The organism is Streptomyces sp. NBC_01294 (assembly GCF_035917235.1).
GTDB classification, from domain to species: domain Bacteria; phylum Actinomycetota; class Actinomycetes; order Streptomycetales; family Streptomycetaceae; genus Streptomyces; species Streptomyces caledonius.
Map to the genome: position 1 here is coordinate 2,744,657 of NZ_CP108423.1, position 20,163 is coordinate 2,764,819.

General features: G+C 70.7%; 19 protein-coding genes. 11 read left to right on the forward strand and 8 right to left on the reverse strand.

The genetic code is table 11. From position 1 onward, the window contains the following. The first annotated feature begins 25 nt into the window (after positions 1-25). A complete protein-coding gene (locus tag OG534_RS12025; protein WP_326588079.1) occupies positions 26-919 on the forward strand; it encodes a 1-aminocyclopropane-1-carboxylate deaminase/D-cysteine desulfhydrase in 894 nt (297 codons plus the stop codon). A gap of 218 nt (positions 920-1,137) precedes the next feature. Here the strand turns inward: OG534_RS12025 and OG534_RS12030 are convergent, their stop codons facing one another. Continuing rightward, positions 1,138-2,718 (reverse strand): Na+/H+ antiporter, encoded by a 1,581-nt coding sequence (locus OG534_RS12030; RefSeq protein WP_326588080.1) that lies wholly within the window; start codon positions 2,716-2,718, stop codon positions 1,138-1,140. 55 nt (positions 2,719-2,773) lie between these two features. Here OG534_RS12030 and OG534_RS12035 point away from each other — a divergent pair, with 55 nt between their 5' ends. The 3 genes from OG534_RS12035 to OG534_RS12045 all read left to right on the forward strand — a co-directional run bounded on the left by OG534_RS12035 (position 2,774) and on the right by OG534_RS12045 (position 4,686). Beyond that, complete coding sequence (locus OG534_RS12035) at positions 2,774-3,034, forward strand: UBP-type zinc finger domain-containing protein (protein ID WP_326588081.1); 261 nt, start codon at positions 2,774-2,776, stop codon at positions 3,032-3,034. 213 nt (positions 3,035-3,247) lie between these two features. Further along, entirely contained in the window at positions 3,248-3,661 is a 414-nt protein-coding gene (locus OG534_RS12040) for an anti-sigma regulatory factor (protein WP_030012703.1), read from the forward strand. 11 nt (positions 3,662-3,672) lie between these two features. Further along, positions 3,673-4,686, forward strand: a complete 1,014-nt coding sequence (locus tag OG534_RS12045) for an RNA polymerase sigma factor SigF (protein WP_398561935.1) — start codon at positions 3,673-3,675, stop codon at positions 4,684-4,686. A 30-nt stretch (positions 4,687-4,716) separates the two neighbouring features. Here the strand turns inward: OG534_RS12045 and OG534_RS12050 are convergent, their stop codons facing one another. Further along, complete coding sequence (locus OG534_RS12050) at positions 4,717-5,163, reverse strand: hypothetical protein (protein ID WP_326588083.1); 447 nt, start codon at positions 5,161-5,163, stop codon at positions 4,717-4,719. Positions 5,164-5,247: 84 nt separating this feature from the next. On the opposite strand from OG534_RS12050, the gene OG534_RS12055 reads away from it, so the two are divergent. Together OG534_RS12055 and OG534_RS12060 are read left to right on the forward strand one after the other, a co-directional pair. Further along, positions 5,248-6,213, forward strand: coding sequence for a diacylglycerol/lipid kinase family protein (locus OG534_RS12055; protein ID WP_326588084.1), 966 nt, complete (start codon positions 5,248-5,250; stop codon positions 6,211-6,213). Between the two features lie 322 nt (positions 6,214-6,535). Continuing rightward, positions 6,536-6,793: a WhiB family transcriptional regulator gene (locus tag OG534_RS12060; protein ID WP_003953983.1), complete on the forward strand. Its 258-nt coding sequence runs from the start codon at positions 6,536-6,538 to the stop codon at positions 6,791-6,793. Positions 6,794-6,965: 172 nt separating this feature from the next. Here OG534_RS12060 and OG534_RS12065 read toward each other — a convergent pair whose 3' ends face one another. Further along, positions 6,966-8,435, reverse strand: a complete 1,470-nt coding sequence (locus OG534_RS12065; RefSeq protein ID WP_326593565.1) for a sensor histidine kinase — start codon at positions 8,433-8,435, stop codon at positions 6,966-6,968. A gap of 345 nt (positions 8,436-8,780) precedes the next feature. Beyond that, positions 8,781-9,398 carry a TetR/AcrR family transcriptional regulator gene (locus tag OG534_RS12070; RefSeq protein WP_326588085.1) on the reverse strand — a complete coding sequence of 206 codons (618 nt, stop codon included), beginning with the start codon at positions 9,396-9,398 and terminating at the stop codon, positions 8,781-8,783. 84 nt (positions 9,399-9,482) lie between these two features. Between OG534_RS12070 and OG534_RS12075 the strand changes: the two genes are divergently transcribed. Then, a complete protein-coding gene (locus tag OG534_RS12075) occupies positions 9,483-10,244 on the forward strand; it encodes an SDR family oxidoreductase (RefSeq protein ID WP_326588086.1) in 762 nt (253 codons plus the stop codon). 301 nt (positions 10,245-10,545) lie between these two features. Then, complete coding sequence (gene nagB, locus OG534_RS12080; protein ID WP_326588087.1) at positions 10,546-11,331, forward strand: glucosamine-6-phosphate deaminase; 786 nt, start codon at positions 10,546-10,548, stop codon at positions 11,329-11,331. Positions 11,332-11,624: 293 nt separating this feature from the next. Here the strand turns inward: nagB and OG534_RS12085 are convergent, their stop codons facing one another. From OG534_RS12085 to OG534_RS12100, 4 genes are all read right to left on the reverse strand, one after another. Then, positions 11,625-13,124 (reverse strand): glycoside hydrolase family 3 protein, encoded by a 1,500-nt coding sequence (locus tag OG534_RS12085; protein ID WP_326588088.1) that lies wholly within the window; start codon positions 13,122-13,124, stop codon positions 11,625-11,627. A gap of 8 nt (positions 13,125-13,132) precedes the next feature. Further along, the gene (locus tag OG534_RS12090; protein ID WP_326588089.1) at positions 13,133-14,008 is read right to left on the reverse strand and encodes a carbohydrate ABC transporter permease; all 876 of its coding nucleotides are present in this window, start codon (positions 14,006-14,008) and stop codon (positions 13,133-13,135) included. Then, the gene (locus OG534_RS12095; RefSeq protein WP_326588090.1) at positions 14,005-15,024 is read right to left on the reverse strand and encodes a carbohydrate ABC transporter permease; all 1,020 of its coding nucleotides are present in this window, start codon (positions 15,022-15,024) and stop codon (positions 14,005-14,007) included. Before OG534_RS12095 ends, OG534_RS12090 begins: the two co-directional genes overlap by 4 nt. Before the next feature lie 126 nt (positions 15,025-15,150). Beyond that, positions 15,151-16,431 carry an extracellular solute-binding protein gene (locus OG534_RS12100; protein ID WP_326588091.1) on the reverse strand — a complete coding sequence of 427 codons (1,281 nt, stop codon included), beginning with the start codon at positions 16,429-16,431 and terminating at the stop codon, positions 15,151-15,153. Between the two features lie 289 nt (positions 16,432-16,720). On the opposite strand from OG534_RS12100, the gene OG534_RS12105 reads away from it, so the two are divergent. The 3 genes from OG534_RS12105 to OG534_RS12115 all read left to right on the forward strand — a co-directional run bounded on the left by OG534_RS12105 (position 16,721) and on the right by OG534_RS12115 (position 20,130). Then, positions 16,721-17,485: a GntR family transcriptional regulator gene (locus OG534_RS12105; protein WP_326588092.1), complete on the forward strand. Its 765-nt coding sequence runs from the start codon at positions 16,721-16,723 to the stop codon at positions 17,483-17,485. Between the two features lie 219 nt (positions 17,486-17,704). Then, positions 17,705-19,927, forward strand: coding sequence for a carbon starvation CstA family protein (locus OG534_RS12110; protein WP_326593566.1), 2,223 nt, complete (start codon positions 17,705-17,707; stop codon positions 19,925-19,927). Next, a complete protein-coding gene (locus tag OG534_RS12115) occupies positions 19,924-20,130 on the forward strand; it encodes a YbdD/YjiX family protein (RefSeq protein ID WP_326588093.1) in 207 nt (68 codons plus the stop codon). The genes OG534_RS12110 and OG534_RS12115 overlap by 4 nt, the downstream gene beginning before the upstream one ends. The last annotated feature ends 33 nt before the right edge of the window (positions 20,131-20,163 follow it).

A 20,163-nucleotide genomic window follows, 5' to 3' on the forward strand; every position in this document is an offset into this window, starting at 1 on the left:
GCGTCCCACCAGGGACAATGGCCTGGTGACCCACCCCGAACTGCTGCCGCGTCCGCCGTCCCCGCTCGCCTTGGCGGCGGACGAACGGTTCACGGCACACGGGGTACGGCTGCTGCTGAAGCGGGACGACCTCGTCCATCCCGAGCTGCCCGGCAACAAGTGGCGCAAGCTCGCGCCGAACCTGCGGGCCGCCCTGGAGGCGGGCCACGACCGCCTGGTCACCTTCGGCGGGGCGTACTCGAACCACCTGCGGGCCACCGCGGCCGCCGGCCGGCTGCTCGGCATGGACACCGTCGGCATCGTGCGGGGCGAGGAGCTGGCCGGGCGGCCGCTCAACGACTCCCTCGCGCGGTGCGCGGCCGACGGGATGCGGCTGCACTTCGTGGCGCGGTCGGACTATCGCCGCAAGGCCGAGCCCGAGGTGCTGGCGCGGCTGCTGGACGGGGCCGGGGCGGACGGGGCGTACGTGGTGCCCGAGGGCGGCAGCAACGCCCTCGCGCTGACCGGCTGCGCCGATCTCGGCCGCGAGCTGCGGGGCGCGGCCGACGTGGTGGCGGTGGCCTGCGGCACCGGCGGGACCCTGGCGGGGCTGGCGGCCGGGCTGGGCCCCGGACAGCGGGCGCTCGGCGTACCGGTCCTGGCGGGCGGTTTCCTGGCCGCGGAGATACGTTCCCTCCAGCTGGCCGCCTTCGGTGGCCCGGCCGGCGAGTGGGACCTGGCCGAGGGCTTCCACCACGGCGGCTACGCGCGGGTGCCGGCCGCGCTGGAGGCCTTCGCCGCGGGCTTCGAGTCCCGCCACGGGCTCCCGGTGGAGCGGATCTACGTGGCCAAGCTCCTGTGGGCCCTGACCGAACTCACCGCCTCCGGCGCGTTCCCGCGCGGCACCACCCTGGCCGCGGTCATCACCGGCCGGCCCTGACCGCACGGGCGCGGATGCCGCCCACCCGAGCCGCTCGCCCAGGCCGCCCACCCGGACCGCCTACGGCGCAGCCCGCGAAGCCCCGCGCGCAGCGCCGCGCCCGGCACCCTCGCCGCCGCGCGGACCCCGCGCCTCAAACGCCGGCGGGGCTGGATTTGCCCCCGGCTCCGGCGGATGCCAACGGCGGCCCTGGACCTGTCGACAAGGTCGGAACGGGACTACGTCTCCTCGCGGTAGGCCGCCGCCTCCTCCAGGTCCAGTCTGCGCAGCAGGACCCGCATCATCTCGTCGTCGATGCGCAGGTCGTCCCGCAGGGCGACGAAGACCTCCCGCTCGGCCTCGATCATCTCCCTCGCCAGGCGCCGGTACACGTCGTCCGCCGACTCGCCGGTCACCGCGTTGACCTCGCCCAGCCGTTCCCAGACCGCGTTGCGCCGCCGGTCCAGCACCGTGCGCAGCCGGTCCGCCAGCGGTGGCGGCAGCGTGCTGTTCTCGGGCTCCTCCAGCAGCTCCGCGAGCCGTTCCTCCGCCGCCCGCGAGGCCTCGCTCTGCGCCTGCGCCTCCGCCAGGGTCTCGGCCTGCTGGTCCTTCGGCGGCAGCCTCAGCACCCTGATCAGCGGCGGCAGCGTCAGCCCCTGCACCACCAGCGTCCCGATGACCGTCGTGAAGGTCAGGAAGAGGATCAGGTTCCGGTGCGGCACCGAGATCGGCACGGAGAAGGCGATGGCCAGCGAGACCACGCCGCGCATCCCGGCCCACCCCACGATCACCGGGCCCTTCCAGTCCGTCGGCGACTCCCGCGCCCGGATCCGCGGCGACATCCAGCGCGGCACGAAGGTCGCCGGGAACACCCACAGGAACCGGGCCACCACCACCGCGAGGAACACGGCGATCGCGTACCAGGCCGCGTCCAGGCCCTCGTACTCCCCCAGCCCCTGCAGGACCACCGGCAGCTGGAGCCCGATCAGCGCGAAGACCACCGACTCCAGGATGAAGGCGACCATCTTCCACACGGCCTCCTCCTGCAGCCGGGTGGCGAAGTCGACCTGCCAGTTGCGGTGCCCGATGTACAGCGCGACCACGACCACCGCCAGCACCCCGGAGGCGTGCACCCGTTCGGCCGCCGCGTACGCCACGAAGGGGATCAGCAGCGAGAGGGTGTTCTGGAGCAGGGGGTCCTTCATCCGCTTGCGCAGCTGGTGGATCGGCACCATCAGCAGCAGGCCCACGCCGATCCCGCCCACCGAGGCCAGCAGGAACTCCGCGATCCCGCCCGCCCAGCCGGCGCTCACCCCGACCGCTGCCGCCAGCGCCACCTTGTAGGCGGTGATCGCGGTGGCGTCGTTCACCAGGGACTCGCCCTGCAGGATGGTCGTGATCCGGTTCGGCAGGCGGAGCTTGCGGGCGATCGCGGTGGCGGCGACCGCGTCGGGCGGCGCGATCACCGCGCCCAGCACCAGGGCCACCGGCACGGACAGCCCCGGCACCAGCAGGTACGCCGCGTACCCGACGGCGAGCGTCGCGAAGAGGACGTAGCCCACCGACAGCATGGCGATCGGCCGGATGTTCGCCCGCAGGTCCAGGTACGAACTGTCCACGGCGGCCGTGTGGAGCAGCGGAGGCAGCAGCAGCGGCAGCACGATGTGCGGGTCGAGGGCGTACTCCGGCACACCGGGCACGTAGGCGGCCATCAGTCCGGCGGCGACCAGCAGCAGCGGCGCGGGCACCGGAGTGCGGCGCGCCAGCCCCGCGACGGCCGCGCTGCCCGCGACGAGCGCCACCAGTGGCAATACCTCCATCGAAGATCCATCCTCCATCGTCATGGCTCCGCACCCTGGCCGTACGCTGGCCATCATGAGCGAGTGCACTCACGTTGCCGAACTGCCGCGCCCCGAGCCCGTCCCGTCCGGACAGACCTGCCCCGAATGTCTGGCGCTCGGCAGTCATCCCGTGCAGCTGCGGATGTGCCTGGACTGCGGGCACGTGGGGTGCTGCGATTCCTCCCCGTTCCGGCACGCCTCCGCACACCACCGGGAGACCGGGCATCCGGTGATGCGGAGCTTCGAACCGGGCGAGACGTGGCGATGGTGTTTCATCGACGGTTCGATCGTCTGAAGCGGGGTAGATCAACCCTCCGCCGGCTCCCCCGATTTGGGCCCCGCAGACCCCTAGCCACTGTGCGTACCCATGGGCTTACCATCAGTCACTGGGCAGAGGCATGACTGGCCGGGCGCTCGAAGCGGGTGCCACGAGGGGTGCCGCGACACGATCGCCCGGATCGCGATAGCGTCACCGGCGAACAGAGCTCGTACCACCTTGGAGGTGAGGGTGTCCCAGATCGCAGGCGAGCCCGGGACTCAGGACTTCGTGGAAGTCCGGCTGCCCGCTGCGGGTGCCTACCTGTCGGTGCTGCGAACGGCCACGGCCGGTCTCGCGGCACGTTTGGACTTCACCCTCGACGAGATCGAGGACCTCCGCATCGCGGTGGACGAGGCCTGCGCGATCCTGCTCCAGCAGGCCGTGCCGGGCTCCGTCCTCAGCTGCGTCTTCCGGCTGATCGACGATTCGCTGGAGGTGACCGTCTCGGCGCCGACCACCGACGGGCGCGCGCCGGAGCGTGACACGTTCGCGTGGACGGTCCTGTCGGCCCTGGCCGGCAAGGTCGAGGCCACGGTCGAGGAGAACCGGACGGTGAGCATCAGCCTCTACAAACAGCGCGGCGCGGGACCAGGCCCGGCGTGAGCGGCGGGGAGATCCCGGTGCGGGGCGGGGATCGGCCCCGGGTACGGCACGAGGTCGACGGCGGCATCCCGGAGCAGCAGCACGCCCGGCCGCACCCGGCTGACGCGGATGCGGAAGACGGCTTTTTGGACTCGGCGGAGCGACGGGCGGGCCCTATGAGCGAGAACCAGCACGACCAAGCACAGCCGGCTCAGCCACCGGAGGCCGCGGCAGCGGTCCCGGCGGCCCCGGCGGTGCCACTGTTCCCGGTGACCCCGGCGCTGCCGGATCCCCGTGACCGCAGCGGCGCGCGGGCCCTGTTCATCGAGCTGCGGGCCATGCCCGACGGGTCGGTGGAGAAGGCGGAGCTGCGCAACCGGCTCGTACGGATGCACCTGCCGCTCGTCGAGCACCTGGCGCGGCGCTTCCGCAACCGCGGTGAGCCGCTGGACGACCTGACCCAGGTCGCGACGATCGGCCTCATCAAGTCGGTGGACCGGTTCGATCCCGACCGCGGGGTCGAGTTCTCCACGTACGCCACGCCCACGGTGGTCGGCGAGATCAAGCGCCACTTCCGCGACAAGGGCTGGGCGGTACGCGTGCCCCGGCGCCTGCAGGAGCTGCGGCTCTCGCTGACAACGGCCACGGCGGAACTGTCCCAGCAGCACGGCCGCTCCCCCACGGTGCACGAACTGGCCGAACGGCTGGGGATCTCCGAGGAGGAGGTGCTGGAGGGGCTGGAATCGGCCAATGCCTACAGCACGCTGTCGCTGGACGTCCCGGACACCGACGACGAGTCTCCGGCGGTCGCGGACACCCTGGGCTCGGAGGACGAGGCCCTGGAGGGCGTCGAGTACCGCGAGTCCCTCAAGCCGCTGCTGGAGGGCCTGCCGCCGCGGGAGAAGCGGATCCTGTTGCTCCGGTTCTTCGGCAACATGACCCAGTCCCAGATCGCCCAGGAGGTCGGCATCTCCCAGATGCACGTCTCCCGGCTACTGGCCCGCACCCTGGCCCAGCTCCGCGAGAAGCTCCTCGTCGAGGAGTAGGTCGAGGGGTGGACGGAAGGCGGCGTCCGGTTATCGGGCCTGTTCCCCGGGCCCGATACCGAGCGCCTCGGTTGCCGTCGGGTTCACCAGGAGCACGACGACGGCCACCGCGGCCAGCGCCAGCGCCACGGCGGCAATGATCATCGCGCCGCCCGTGCCGTAGAGCGTCCAGGCCACGGGCATCGCCATCAGCTGGGTGATCAGCGCCGGGCCGCGGCTCCAGCGGCGGCCCAGGCGCAGCCCGCGGGCCGCGACCAGGGGCAGCGCGGCGAGCGCGAGCAGGGTGATCCCGCCCGTCTCGGCCTGCTGCGGGGAGTCGGGATCACCGGCGATGCCCACGAACAGCATGTAGACCCCGAGGCCGGCCAGCGCCAGGCCCTCCAGGGCGGTGAGCGCGGCGGCGGCGGTCAGCCGGCCGGGCAGCTCGGCCGGCGGGGCGGCGGGGACGGGGGCCTGCGCAGGCTGCTTCTTACTCACTCCAGCAGGGTAGCGGCGCACCCCCGGCGCCGGAGGGGACGGGCAGTAGGGTCGGCTCGGGAAGGGGTGGGTAGTCTGGCGCTCATGCGTGCACTTCTCGTGGCCAACCCAGCAGCGACGACCACCAGTGCGCGCACGCGCGATGTCCTGACCCATGCCCTGGCCAGCGAAATGAAGCTGGAGGCGGTGACGACCGAGTACCGCGGGCACGCCCGGGACCTGGGGCGCAAGGCCGCGCACGAGGGACTCGACCTCGTCGTCGCCCTCGGCGGCGACGGCACGGTCAACGAAGTGGTGAACGGGCTCCTGCACAACGGGCCCGATCCGGACCGGCTGCCCCGGCTGGCGGTGGTTCCCGGCGGCTCCACCAATGTGTTCGCCCGCGCGCTGGGGCTGCCCAACGATGCGGTCGAGGCGACCGGCGCGCTGCTCGACGCGCTGCGCGAGCAGCGCGAGCGGACGGTGGGCCTGGGTCTGGCGGCCGGCACCCCGGGCACGGAGGACGAGTCGGTCCCGGCGCGCTGGTTCACCTTCTGCGCGGGCTTCGGCTTCGACGCGGGAGTCGTGGGGCGGGTCGAGCAGCAGCGGGAGCGCGGCAAGCGTTCGACGCACGCGCTGTACGTACGACAGCTGATGCGGCAGTTCTGGGAAGAGCCGAACCGCCGGCACGGCACGGTCACCCTGGAGCGCCCCGGCGCGGACCCGGTGACGGATCTGGTGCTGTCGATAGTGTGCAACACCTCACCGTGGACGTATCTGGGGAATCGTCCGCTTTACGCCTCTCCGGAGGCGTCGTTCGATACTGCGCTTGACGTATTGGCACTGAACCGTTTGTCAACTCCGGCCGTCGCCCGGTACGCGACACAGCTCCTGACCTCCACTCCTGAGCGGGGTCCACACGGCAAGCATGCGGTGTCTCTACACGATCTGACCGACTTCACCTTGCATTCCAAGGTTCCCCTTCCGTTCCAGATGGACGGAGACCACCTCGGACTGCGGACCAGCGTTCGGTTCACAGGCGTACGCCGGGCACTGCGTGTGATTGTGTGAGCGGAAGGGCCAAAAGGCCTTTCACTCGAACGTTTACACGCCGGTCCACCCTCACGATGTAGGGCTGTGACCTAGTAGACACCGACGAATCAAAAAAAACTTTCCGGAAGGGGTTGTATCCCCGTCCGAGGTTTGCGAATCTCTTCATGGCGATCGGGACAGCCCGCAGGACCCGGCACCCACACAGATCGCCAGAACCCCTCCACGAATCTCTGACTGATCACCCGGGCAACTGGGCGGTCGCGCTTCCCTCACGGGGGGATTCGTGAAAGCGTTCACATTCACAAGCAACCTGTTCGCAATACAAGGAGATGGAGCAGCCATGGACTGGCGTCACAACGCCGTTTGCCGCGAGGAAGACCCGGAACTCTTCTTCCCCATCGGCAACACCGGTCCTGCGCTGCTGCAGATCGAGGAAGCCAAGGCCGTCTGCCGCCGTTGCCCCGTCATGGAGCAGTGCCTGCAGTGGGCGCTCGAGTCCGGTCAGGACTCCGGCGTCTGGGGCGGTCTCAGCGAGGACGAGCGCCGCGCCATGAAGCGCCGCGCCGCTCGCAACCGGGCGCGCAACGCCAGCGCCTGACAACGACTTTCGAGCCTCGACGCGCAGCGCGTAGTAACCGTATAAGCGCTCAGCAAGGTGCTCTTGAGCCCCGGACCGAATCCTTCGGTCCGGGGCTCAGTGCTGTTCGGGGTCCGGTGCCGCCCGGTCGGGCGCGACACGCCGTTCGTCACGCTGAGTGACGTCTCGGGTGCTACTTCTGCGGGCTGGACGGGATGTCGAGGACGACCTTGGTGCCGCGCGGCTCGGCCCGGACCATGTCGAAGGTGCCGCCGAGCTCGCCCTCCACGAGGGTCCGTACGATCTGCAGTCCGAGATTGCCGGCCCGCTGGGGATCGAAGCCCTCGGGCAGACCGCTGCCGTCGTCGAGCACGGTGATCAGCAGCCGTCCGTCCTTGCGGCCGGTTCCGGCGCGGATCGCGGCCACCTCCACGGTGCCCCGCTCGCCCTGGGTGAAGGCGTGCTCCAGGGCGTTCTGCAGGATCTCGGTCAGCACCATCGACAGCGGAGTGGCGACCTCCGCGTCCAGGATCCCGAAGCGGCCGGTGCGCCGGCAGTCGACCTTGCCGGGAGAGATCTCCGAGACCATCGCGATCACGCGGTCGGCGATCTCGTCGAACTCGACCCGCTCATCCAGGTTCTGAGACAGCGTCTCGTGCACGATCGCGATCGAACCGACGCGGCGCACGGCCTCGTTGAGCGCCTCGCGGCCCTGCGGCGAATCCATCCGACGGGCCTGTAGCCGCAACAGCGCGGCCACGGTCTGGAGGTTGTTCTTCACCCGGTGGTGGATCTCCCGGATGGTCGCGTCCTTGGTGATCAGTTCACGTTCGCGACGACGCAGTTCCGTGACGTCGCGGCAGAGCACCAGCGACCCGATGCGGGTCCCCTTCGGCTTGAGCGGGATGGCACGCAGCTGGATGACCCCGCCGTTGCCGTCGACCTCGGTCTCCCTCGGGGCCCAGCCGCTGGCCAGCTTGACCAGCGCCTCGTCCACCGGGCCGCGGGAGGGGGCGAGTTCGGCGGTGGTGTTGCCCAAGTGCTGGCCGACCAGGTCGGCAGCGAGGCCGAGCCGGTGGTAGGCGGAGAGCGCGTTCGGGGAGGCGTACGTGACCACGCCGTCGGCGTCGAGCCGGATCAGGCCGTCGCCGACGCGCGGGGAGGCGTCCATGTCGACCTGCTGGCCGGGGTACGGGAAGGAGCCCGCCGCGATCATCTGGGCCAGGTCGGAGGCGGACTGGAGGTAGGTCAGCTCCAGCCGGCTCGGTGTACGCACAGTGAGCAGGTTGGTGTTGCGCGCGATCACTCCCAGTACCCGCCCCTCGCGGCGGACGGGGATCGACTCGACGCGGACCGGCACCTCCTCGCGCCACTCCGGGTCGCCCTCGCGCACGATCCGGCCCTCGTCGAGCGCGGCGTCCAGCAGCGGGCGGCGGCCGCGCGGCACCAGGTGGCCGACCATGTCGTCCTGGTACGAGGTGGGGCCGGTGTTCGGGCGCATCTGGGCGACCGACACGTACCGGGTGCCGTCGAGCGTGGGCACCCACAGCACGAGGTCGGCGAAGGACAGGTCGGAGAGCAGCTGCCACTCCGAGACCAGCAGGTGGAGCCACTCCAGGTCGGTTTCACTGAGAGCGGTGTGCTGGCGTACGAGGTCGTTCATGGAGGGCACGTTGCGAGCGTACCCCGGGTACGCGCCATGACTTTGCGCACGACGGTACTCAGGAGTATCCAGGAGGGGCGCAGGACGCGTACTGTTGGAGGAAGTGACGGGTTTCCCGGCCCCGTCCTTGGATGGACAGAACAGAATGGTCTAGTCCACAATGACTTAAGCTTCCGCCCTCCCCGCACAGGAGGACGGATCGAGGTAAGCCGCGCGCTCTGCCCTGACCGCGCAGGCACCTCCCACCGGCCGTCGGGAACCGCACACCTGTCGGCCGTTAGTACTCCGGGCTACGGTGCCGGATGGGCTGAGGGTCCCGTCCTGCACCGTGGCCCAGAGGAATCTTCAGGCGGAATTCCGTACCGGCCGGGCCGGCGGCCAGGCCAGCAGCGCCCGCTCCGCGACCGCCTCCAGCTCCTCCCGGCTCGCCCCGTCGCGCGACTGCTGAGACATCCCGGCCACCACGGCCCCCGCATACCGGGCCAGCGCCCGCGCGTCCGTGTCCGCGGGCAGCTCACCGGTGGCCACGTCCGCGCGGATCCGGCTCTCGAACACCTCCAGGCTGGCGTTGCGCCGCTCGCGCAGCGCCTGCGCCACCTCGTCCGAGGTGGTGTTGATCGCGGCACTCAGCACCATGCAGCCCCGCGGGTGGGCCGGGTCGGTGTAGATCTCGGCGGCCTCGCGCAGGACGCGCTCGACGGCCGCCCGGGCCGTGGGCTCCTCGGCGAGCGCCACGCCCGCGAAGTCCCCGTACCGGCACGCGTACACCGCCACGACCTCCTCGAAGAGCGTGCGCTTGTCGCCGAAGGCCGCGTAGAGGCTGGGCGCGCTGATCCCCAGCGAGGCGGTCAGGTCGGAGATCGAGGTCGCCTCGTAGCCGCGCTCCCAGAAGGCGGTCATCGCCTTGTCGAGGGCCGCGTCGCGGTCGAAGGAACGGGGTCTGCCGCGCTGTCCGGTCACCATGCCCAGATTCTATAGCGGGCGCTAGGGAATCTGATACGGTCCTTTCTGTAGCGACCACTAGCGAATGGCGAAGGGGGGCGCGTCATGGGCGTGCTCAAGGGAAAGACGGCACTGGTCACGGGCGGCAGCCGGGGCATCGGACGGGCCGTGGCGGAGCGGCTGGCGCGGGACGGGGCACTGGTGGCGGTGCACTACGGGCGCAACGAGGCGGCGGCGAAGGAGACCGTGGCCGCGATCGAGGCGGCCGGCGGGCGGGCGTTCACCCTGGGGGCCGAACTCGGGGTGCCCGGCGACGCAGAGGCGCTCTGGGCGGCGTACGCGGCCCATCCCGCGCACACCGAGGGCGTGGACATCCTCGTGAACAACGCGGGGGGCGCGACCTTCGCCGGAATCGAGCAGACCGACGAGGAGGCGTACGACCGGGCGCACGCGCTCAACGCCAAGGCACCGTTCTTCGTGATCAAGCACGGGCTGGCGCGGCTGCGGGACGGGGGCCGGATCGTCAACGTGACCGGCACCCCGGACATCGCGCTGCCCGCGATCCTGGCCACGGTCATGGCGAAGGGCGCGGTGAACGCGCTGACCCGGTCGCTGGCGGCCGAGCTGGCCCCGCGCGGGATCACCGTGAACTCGGTGGGCCCGGGCATCACCGGGACGGACCTGAACGCGGCCCTGCTCGCGGATCCGGCGACCCGCGCCCACATGGCCTCCCGGTCCGTCTTCCACCGGGTGGGCGCGCCGGAGGAGGTGGCGGACGTGGTGGCCTTCCTGGCCTCGGCGGACTCCCGCTGGGTCACGGGCCAGCACCTGGACGCGACGGGCGGCCTGCAACTGGCGCTGCTCTGACGGCGGCCCGTGACGGGGAGCCGTGCCCCGGTGGCCGCCGCCGGGCCATGCCGGCGGCGCGAGCGGCGCTCGCCCCGGCGGTGCAGGTCTCGAAGGCGTAGGGGGTGCGCCTGGCCATGACAACCACTCCTGGTTCGGCGGTCGGATGGCGGCCTGACCGCGGTCCGGGCGGGCGGCCGTCCGGCGGGCCGCGGGCCCGGATCAGGACCACCATGGATAGCGGCGAGACCCCCGCCGCACGCGCCGGCCTCTGCTAGATTGGTCTATACCACACCACTCACTCCAGATCGGCAGGCCCCGCGTGGAAGTTGTCATCGTCCCGGACGCCAAGGCAGGCGGCGAGCTCATCGCGGAGGCCATGGCCGCCCTGGTGCGCCGCAAGCCCGACGCCCTGCTCGGCGTGGCGACCGGCTCTACCCCGCTGCCCATCTACGAGGCCCTCGCCGCCAAGGTCAGGGCCGGCCGGGTCGACGCCTCCAAGGCCCGCATCTGCCAGCTCGACGAGTACGTCGGCCTGCCGGCCGGGCACCCCGAGTCCTACCGCGCCGTCGTGCTCCGCGAGGTCGTCGAGCCCCTCGGCCTGTCCGAGGCCTCCTTCATGGGCCCGGACGGTGCGGCCGAGGACATCGTCGGCGCGTGCGAGGCCTACGACCGGGCCCTGGCCGAGGCCGGCGGCGTCGACCTCCAGCTGCTGGGCATCGGCACGGACGGCCACATCGGCTTCAACGAGCCCTGCTCCTCCCTCGCCTCCCGCACCCGCATCAAGACGCTGACGGAGCAGACCCGCGTGGACAACGCGCGCTTCTTCGACGACGACCTGGACCAGGTGCCGCACCACGTCATCACCCAGGGCATCGGCACCATCCTCGACGCCCGCCACCTGGTGCTCCTGGCCACCGGTGAGGGCAAGGCCGAGGCCGTCGCGCAGACCGTCGAGGGGCCGCTGTCCGCGCTGGTCCCGGGGTCTGCGCTGCAGCTGCACCGGCATGCGACCGTCGTCGTGGACGAGGCGGCCGCGTCGAAGCTGAAGCTGGCGGACTACTTCCGGCACACGTACGCCAACAAGCCCGCCTGGCAGGGTCTGTAGCCGCACGGGCACGCCGAAGGGCCCGGACTCCCTTGGGGGACCGGGCCCTTCGACATGTGCGGGTGCGGATGCGCTGCGCGGGGCCTTCCGGGCGCTGCCCGGACCCGCGCCTCAAACGCCGGCGAGGCTGGATTTGGCCGATGCCGTCCGCCAAGCGCGGCTCAAAGATCGGGGCTCCGCCCCGCACCCCGCGCCTCAAACGCCGGCGGGGCTATATTTCAGCCTCGCCGGCGTTTGAGGCGCGGGGTCTGGGGCGGAGCCCCAGCAGCGGCGCCGCAGCGGCAACCGCAGGGCTACGCCCCCGCAATGACTTCCGCCGCGGCTCGGCCGCAGACGCGCGACGCGCCATGGGTGGCGATGTACACCGCACCCCGCGGCGCAGCCATCGGCAGGCCCATCTCGACCACGACCGTGTCCGGCCGCGCAGCGACCAGCGCGTCCAGGGCCTCCGTCATCCACGGGTGCCGGTGCGCGTCGCGGACCACCGCGACGACGGTCCGCTCCCCCGCCGCCGCCAGGATGTCCCCGGCCGAGGCGCCCTCCGGGTAGAGGCCCGAGGCGGTCCCCGGTACGAGTGCGGCCAGCTCGCCGGCCACGCCCCACGGCGTCTCGTCGCCGACCGCGATGTTCGCGACCGGCGTCAGCGTCGCGACGTACGGGGCCGCGACCGGCTCCGGCGAGCCGGTGACGACCACTGCGCGGCGGGCGGCCGTCAGGCCGATGCCGGACGCGCGGCTCCCCTCCGGCCGCGCGTCCGGCCGGACCCCCCGGGTCCACGCGGCCAGCGCACGGACGCGGGCGGCGGCGTCGGCGAGGCGCTCCTCGGGGAGCGCGCCCTCGCGTACGGCCGCCACCAGCGCGTCGCGCAGCCTCAGTACGGTCGCCTCGTCCGCGAGCCCGCCGCCGACGCAGATCGCGTCGGCACCCGCCGCGATGGCCAGCACCGAGCCGCGCTCGATCCCGTACGTCCCGGCGATGGCGTTCATCTCCATGCCGTCGGTGACGATGAGGCCCTCGTAGCCGAGCTCCTTGCGCAGCAGGCCGGTCAGGATCTGCGGGCTGAGCGTGGCCGGGCGGGTCGGGTCGAGGGCGGGCACCAGGATGTGCGCGCTCATCACGGCCTTGGTGCCGGCCTCGATGGCCGCCTTGAAGGGCACGAGTTCGCGGGCCTGGAGGGTGTCCAGGTCCACGTCGATGCGCGGCAGGGCGTGGTGCGAGTCGACGTTGGTGTCGCCGTGGCCCGGGAAGTGCTTGGTGCACGCGGCGACCCCGGCGGCCTGGAGGCCCTCGACGTAGGCGGCGGTGTGCCGGGCGGCGAGGTGGGTGTCGGCGCCGAAGGACCGTACGCCGATCACCGGGTTGTCCGGGTTGGAGTTGACGTCCGCGGACGGGGCCCAGTTGAGGTTGACCCCGCACTCGGCGAGGCGGCGGCCCAGCTCGCGGGCGACGTCGCGGGTGAGGCCGGTGTCGTCGACGGCGCCGAGGGCCAGGTTGCCGGGGAAGGACGAGCCGCCCCGGACCTCCAGGCGGGTGACGTCGCCGCCCTCCTCGTCGATGGCGACCAGGACGTCGTCCCGCTCGGTACGCAGCTGCGCGGTCAGCGCGGCGAGCTGCTCGGGCGAGGCGATGTTGCGGCCGAACAGGCCGACGGCGGTGAGGCCTTCGCCGAGCCGGCGGAGCAGCCAGGCGGGGGCGGTGGTGCCCTCGAAGCCGGGCTGGAGGACCGCGAGGGCGTCCTGGGTCAGGGCGTCCTTCCCGTCGGACGCCGTGGTGCGGTGCGCAAGGACAGTCATGGCGGCCGTTATCCCTTCACTGCGCCGGCGGTCATGCCGCCGACGGCCTTGCGCTGGAGGAAGATGAAGATGAGCAGGACCGGGACCGCGAAGAGCGAGGACGCGGCCATGGTGGCGCCCCAGTCGTTGCCGAAGGCCGACATGAACTCGGTCAGCCACAGCGGCAGGGTCTGCGCGCTCTTGTCCTTGTTGAGGATCAGGACCATGGCGAACTCGTTCCAGGCCGTGATGAAGCCGAAGAGCGAGGTGGACATCAGGCCGGGGGCCAGCAGGGGGAAGATCACCTTGCGGAAGGCCTGGCCGCGGGTGCAGCCGTCGATCTGGGCCGCCTCCTCCAGGGTCACCGGGACGGCGGCGATGAAGCCGCGCAGGGTCCAGATGGTGAAGGGGAGGATCATCACGAAGTAGATCGCGGTGAGCAGCGGGAGGCTGTTCAGCATCTCGCCGTCGCGGGCGATCATGTACATCGCGATGACCATGACCTCCCAGGGGGCCATCTGGGCCATCATCACGGTGAGGACCAGGCCCTTGCGGCCCTTGAACCTCATCCGGGCGATGGCGAAGCTCGCGGCGAGGGCGACGAGCAGGGCGAGCGCGACGGCGCCGACGGTGACCAGGACGCTGTTGGTGACGTACGTCCAGAAGTTCTCGACCCCGGTGGCCTTGGTGAAGTTGTCCAGCGTCGGGGTGAAGACGAAGACCGGGTCCTTGGTGAGCATCTCGCTCGACGGCTTGAGCGCCGAGGAGAACATCCAGTACACGGGGAAGACGAAGACCAGGGCCAGCAGGAGCGCGCCGAGGTTCTTGGCCACGGCTCCGGGGCGGACCGGCCGGCGCTTGCGGAGCTGCTGCGCGGGCTTCGGCGCGGTGGTGGTGGTGCTCACTGCTCCTCCTCCTGCTTCAGGATCAGGCGGAAGTAGAAGGACATGACGACCACGAGGATCAGGATCGTCAGGACGGAGATCGCGGCGGCGAGACCGTAGTGGGCCTGGCTCTGGCCCTCGACGTAGGCGAAGACCGGGAGGATCTCGGAGGCGCGGTCGGGGCCGCCCTTGTTCATCGCGTAGACCTGGGTGAAGGCCTTGAAGACCCAGATCACCTCGAGGAACGTGGTGACGAGGAAGAACGGCTTGAGGTTCGGGAAGACGATCTTCCAGAAGGTCTGCCAGCCGTTGGCGCCGTCCATCCGGGCTGCCTCGTACAGCTCGGCTCCGACCGTGGTGAGGCCGGCGTACATGTTGAGGGCGACGAAGGGGATGGAGCCCCAGACCACGAGGATCGTGACGATCGTCAGCGTGGAGAGGCCGGTCTGCATCCAGTTGTGCTGCTCGTAGCCGGAGAAGCCGGCGGTGCGCATCACCCAGTTCATGACGCCGAACTGCTCGTCGAACAGCCACTTGAAGACCTGCACGGAGGCGACGATCGGCATGGCCCAGGCCATCACCAGCGCCATCGACAGGACCAGGCGCATCTTCTTGCCGAGCCGGTTCAGCAGGATGCCGATGAGGCTGCCGAGCACCATGATCAGAACGACGTTGGCCATGGTGAAGGCGAAGCTGCGGACGACCACGGTCCAGAAGTCCGCGTCACCGATCAGCTCGGTGTAGTTGGAGAATCCCGCGAACGGGTACTTCCGCTGAATGAACTCGATCTTGTTGATGTCCTGGAAGGACAGGATCACGTTCTTGATCAGCGGATACAGCAGCAGTGTCGCGAGGGCGAGCACCGCGGGCCCGACCAGCAGGTAGGGCAGCCACCCCGAGGGGAGCGACTTTCTGCCCCCGCGAGGAGACTTGGGACCGGAGCCGGTCGGGGACGCGGACTTCTCGGGCCGTCCGGCGGACTTCTGTGGTGCGTCCTGTGGAGCGGCGGTCATCGCTCCCTGGGAGTGCACGGTCATGGCGTGGCTTCCTCGCGGTTGACTGTGGAGTCAAATGCGCGTCCGGGGGCACGGCAGGCGGCTTGGCGCCTGCCGTGCCCCCGGTGCGTTCACACTGCTGGGTGGTGCGGGTACTGCGCGGTGGGACTACTTGTTGATGCGGTTCGCGATTTCCTTGTCCGCGTCCGCGCCCGCCTTGGCGGCGTCCTCACCGTTCAGGACCTTGGTCATGAACTCCTTGATGGGGTTCGGCTCGGTCTCGACGTTCGCCCAGCCCGCGGTGACCGGAGTGATCTTGCCGTTGACGCCGGCCTTGCCCATGGCCTCGGCGAAGGAGCCGGCGGCCGGGGTGAAGTTCGCGCCGGCCTGGTTCGGCAGCAGCGCGCCCTTGGTCTCGGCGGCGTACTTGGTCATCTGGTCCTTGCCTGCGGCGAGGGCCAGCCACTCCTTGGCGAGCTCCTTGTTCTTGGAGCGCTCGGCGACGGCGAGGTTCGAGCCGCCGAGGAAGACCGTGCTGGTCTTGTCCGCGGTCTTGCCCGGGATCGGGAAGTAGCCGAAGTCGGCTTCCTTGCCCGCGTCCTTCAGGGCCTTCTCAGCGCCGCCGGCCTCCCAGCCGAGACCGATCCAGGAGGCGACGCCGCCCTTGGGAACGATGTCGGTGGACTGCTGCGGGTTGGCCTCGTCCTTGTCCTTGGGGGCGGTGGAGAAGGACTGGAGCTTCTTGTAGAACTCCATCGCGGAAGCGGCCTGCGGGGTGCCCAGTCCGCCCTTCCACTTGGCGCCGTCCTTGACGGCGAGGTCGCCGCCCTCGTCCCAGACGAGACCGGCGAGGACGTACCAGCTCTGGCCGGGGAGGTAGATCGGCTGCGAGGCCGGGTCGGCCGCCTTCAGCTTCTCCAGACCGGCGACCCACTCGTCGCGGGTCGTCGGCGGGGTGACGCCGGCCTTCGCGAAGGCCTTCTTGTCGTAGATGACGACGCGGTTGGCGGCGTACCACGGGGCGGAGTAGAGCTTGCCGTCGACCTCGGCCGAGGCGAGCATGCTCTTCTGCCAGGCGTCGGCACCGAGCTTGGCCTTGTCGCCGCTCAGGTCGGCGAGGCCGCCGGTGACCGCGTAGCCGGCGGTCTGGGTGTTGCCGAGCTCAAGAACGTCCGGAGGGGTGTTCTCGGAGAGGGCCGTGGTGACCTTCTCCTGGATGCCGGTCCACTTCTGCTCCTCGACCTTGACCGTGACACCGGGGTGCTTGGCCGAGAACTCCTTGTTGACCTCGTCGATCCAGGCCTTCGGCGCGGAGCCGTCCATCACCCAGACGGTGATCTCCTTGGGGCCCGCGTCGGCCTTGGCCTTGTCGTCGCCGCCGTTGCCGCACGCAGCGACTCCGGCCATCATGCCCGCGACACTGACCGCCACGATGAGCTTGCGCTTCACGCCACCCTCCTCAGGGATGCCTGCCTGCACTTCCCTTGCCCGCCGCGGTGACATACGCGAAGTACTGCCGTGGGGCCGGGATCTGATCCATATTGGTTTAGACCAGTAGCTGGAGCTTGGCCTAGACCTTTAGGGGTGTCAAGGGTCTAATGAGCGGGTGCTCGGTCCGTTATCGGACCGACACCTGGGGAGAGAGAAGGCCTGTCCCCCCACTCGTGTCACGATGTGACCGCACATATCGGAGGAGCCGGTGACGGCAGCGAAACTGGAGTCGGGAAGGCGGGCGGCGATGGCCACCGAAGGGGCGACCACGGAGCCGGAGGGCGGGCCTGCGACCCGCACGGCGCGCGTGCCCAAGTACTACCGACTCAAGCGGCACTTGCTCGACATGACCGAGACACTGCCGCCTGGCACCCCGGTGCCGCCGGAGCGCACGCTCGCGGCCGAATTCGACACCTCGCGCACCACCGTCCGCCAGGCCCTCCAGGAACTGGTCGTCGAGGGGCGGCTGGAGCGAATCCAGGGCAAAGGCACCTTCGTCGCCAAGCCCAAGGTCTCCCAGGCCCTGCAACTGACCTCGTACACCGAGGACATGCGGGCCCAGGGACTGGAGCCGACCTCCCAGCTCCTCGACATCGGCTACGTGACGGCCGACGACACCCTCGCCGGACTGCTCAAGATCGCCACCGGCGGACGGGTGCTGCGCATCGAGCGGCTGCGCCTGGCGAGCGGCGAGCCGATGGCCATCGAGACCACCCACCTTTCGGCCAAGCGCTTCCCCGCGCTGCGCCGTTCGCTGGTCAAGTACACCTCCCTCTACACCGCTCTCGCCGAGGTGTACGACGTCCACCTCGCCGAGGCCGAGGAGACGATCGAGACCTCGCTCGCCAACCCGCGCGAGGCCGGCCTGCTCGGCACGGACGTCGGGCTGCCGATGCTGATGCTCTCCCGGCACTCCCTGGACGCCGACGGCGAACCGGTGGAGTGGGTGCGGTCGGTGTACCGCGGCGACCGGTACAAGTTCGTCGCGCGGCTCAAGCGCCCCGCCGTCTGACACCCGGCCCCGGCCCTCGGCCCTCACCGCACCCCTCAGCCCCGACCCCGGCCCCCGGGGCCTCGCCCCGGGCGTCGGCCCGGGCCCGCGACCTCGGGCTTCGGCCCCGTCTACCGGAATTCTTCACATACCGGAATGCGAACGGGGTCTTACGCTGACCGGGCAATCCGCCGTAGATTCCCTGCGCTTACGCAGATGATCGACGACGGGACGAGGATCATGCCTGAACCGGAAGCAACAGGGACACAACGGAACACGGCGAGTTCGGGCACCGGGCCGGGCTCGCCTTCTCCTAAGTCCATCGCCGTGTGGGTGCTCGTCGGACTCGTCGGCGCCCTCGGCTGGAGCGTGCTGGCGCTCTCGCGCGGCGAGGAGGTATCCGCCGCCTGGCTGCTCGCGGCGGCGCTGGGCTCGTACGCGATCGGCTACCGCTTCTACGCGCGCTTCATCGCACACCGCGTCCTGAAGGTGGACAAGACGCGGGCCACCCCCGCCGAACGCCTTGACAACGGTGTCGACTTCCACCCGACCGACCGGCGCGTGCTCTTCGGCCACCACTTCGCCGCCGTCGCCGGCGCCGGCCCGCTCGTCGGACCGGTACTCGCCGCGCAGATGGGATACCTGCCCGGCACCATCTGGATCGTCGCGGGCGTCATCTTCGCGGGCGCCGTGCAGGACATGGTCACGCTGTTCTTCTCCACCCGGCGCAACGGCCGTTCGCTCGGCCAGATGGCCCGGGACGAGATCGGCCCCGTCGGCGGAGCCGCCGCCCTGGTCGCCGTGTTCGCCATCATGATCATCCTGCTGGCGGTGCTGGCACTGGTCATCGTCAACGCCCTGGCGCACTCCCCCTGGGGCGTCTTCTCCATCGGCATGACCATCCCGATCGCCCTCTTCATGGGCTTCTACCTGCGCGTGCTGCGGCCGGGCCGGGTCACCGAGGTCTCCTCCATCGGCGTCGTGCTGCTGCTGCTCGCCATCGTCGCGGGCGGCTGGGTCGCCGAGTCCTCCTTCGCGGGCACCTTCACGCTGGAGAAGGAGACGCTGGTCCTGTGGATGGTCGCGTACGGCTTCGTCGCGTCGGTCCTGCCGGTGTGGATGCTGCTCGCGCCCCGCGACTACCTCTCCACCTTCATGAAGATCGGCACCATCGCGCTGCTCGCCCTGGGCGTGGTCATCGCGATGCCGATGCTGAAGATGCCCGCGGTCACCGACTTCGCCTCGCGCGGCGACGGCCCGGTCTTCGCCGGCTCGATGTTCCCGTTCGTCTTCATCACCATCGCCTGCGGCGCCCTGTCCGGCTTCCACTCGCTGGTCGCCTCGGGCACCACCCCGAAGATGATCCAGAAGGAGACCCAGGTCCGGGTCATCGGCTACGGCGCAATGCTGACCGAGTCCTTCGTCGCCGTGATGGCGGTGATCGCGGCCTGCATCATCGAGCCGGGTCTGTTCTTCGCGGTGAACTCGCCCCCGGGCGTCGTCGGCACCACGGTCGAAACGGCCTCGCAGGCGGTGACCAACTTCGGCTTCGCCATCTCGCCCGAGGCGCTGACCCAGGCGGCGAAGGACGTGGAGGAGGCCAGCCTGCTGTCCCGTACGGGCGGCGCGCCGACCTTCGCACTCGGAATGTCGGAGATCTTCTCGTCGGTGATCGGCGGGGCCGGGATGAAGGCCTTCTGGTACCACTTCGCCATCATGTTCGAGGCGTTGTTCATCCTCACCACGCTCGACGCGGGCACCCGGGTCGGCCGGTTCATGCTCCAGGACACCCTCGGCAACCTGCACAAGCCGTTCAAGGACGTCAGCTGGAAGCCGGGCGTCTGGCTGGCCAGCGCGATCGTCGTCGGCGCCTGGGGCTACTTCCTGTGGGTCGGCATCAAGGACCCGCTGGGCGGCATCAACCAGCTGTTCCCGCTCTTCGGCATCGCGAACCAGCTGCTCGCCGCGGTCGCCCTGGCCGTCTGCACCACCCTGCTGATCAAGTCCGGCCGGCTCAAGTGGGCGTGGGTGACGGGCGTTCCGCTGGTGTGGGACGTGGCCGTGACGCTCACCGCGAGCTACCAGAAGATCTTCTCCGACAACCCGAAGATCGGTTTCTTCGCGCAGCGCAGCACCTACCAGGAGGGCATCGACGCCGGGAAGGTGCTCAAGCCCGCGAAGAACATGGACGAGATGCACACCGTGGTCACCAACGCCACGGTGGACGGCGTGCTGTCGGCCCTCTTCGCGCTGCTGATCATCATCGTGCTGCTCGACGCGGCCCGGACCTGCTGGAAGGCCGTCCGCAAGCCCGAGTCGGTCACCCTGACGGAGACCCCGTGGACCGAGTCGAAGATCGTCGCCCCGGCCGGACTGATCCCGACCGCGGAGGAGCGGGCGGAGCTCGCCGCGGCCGGACTCGATGCGAGCGGCGGCCGGGTCAAGGAGACCCTGGCCTCATGAGCGGCCTGCCGCGCCTGCGCAGTGCGCTGGGGAGGGCCCGGTTCTACGTACGGGAGTTCTCGGGGGAGGCGGCGTACGACCGGTACGTCGCCCACGCCCGCTCCCACGACCCGGACGCGGAGGTCCTGAGCCGCAGGGCCTTCGAGCACGCCCGTACGGACGCGCGCGAGGCGGACCCCCGCGAGGGCTTCGGCTGCTGCTGAGCCGCCCCGCACACCGAAGGCCCCGCCGGATGC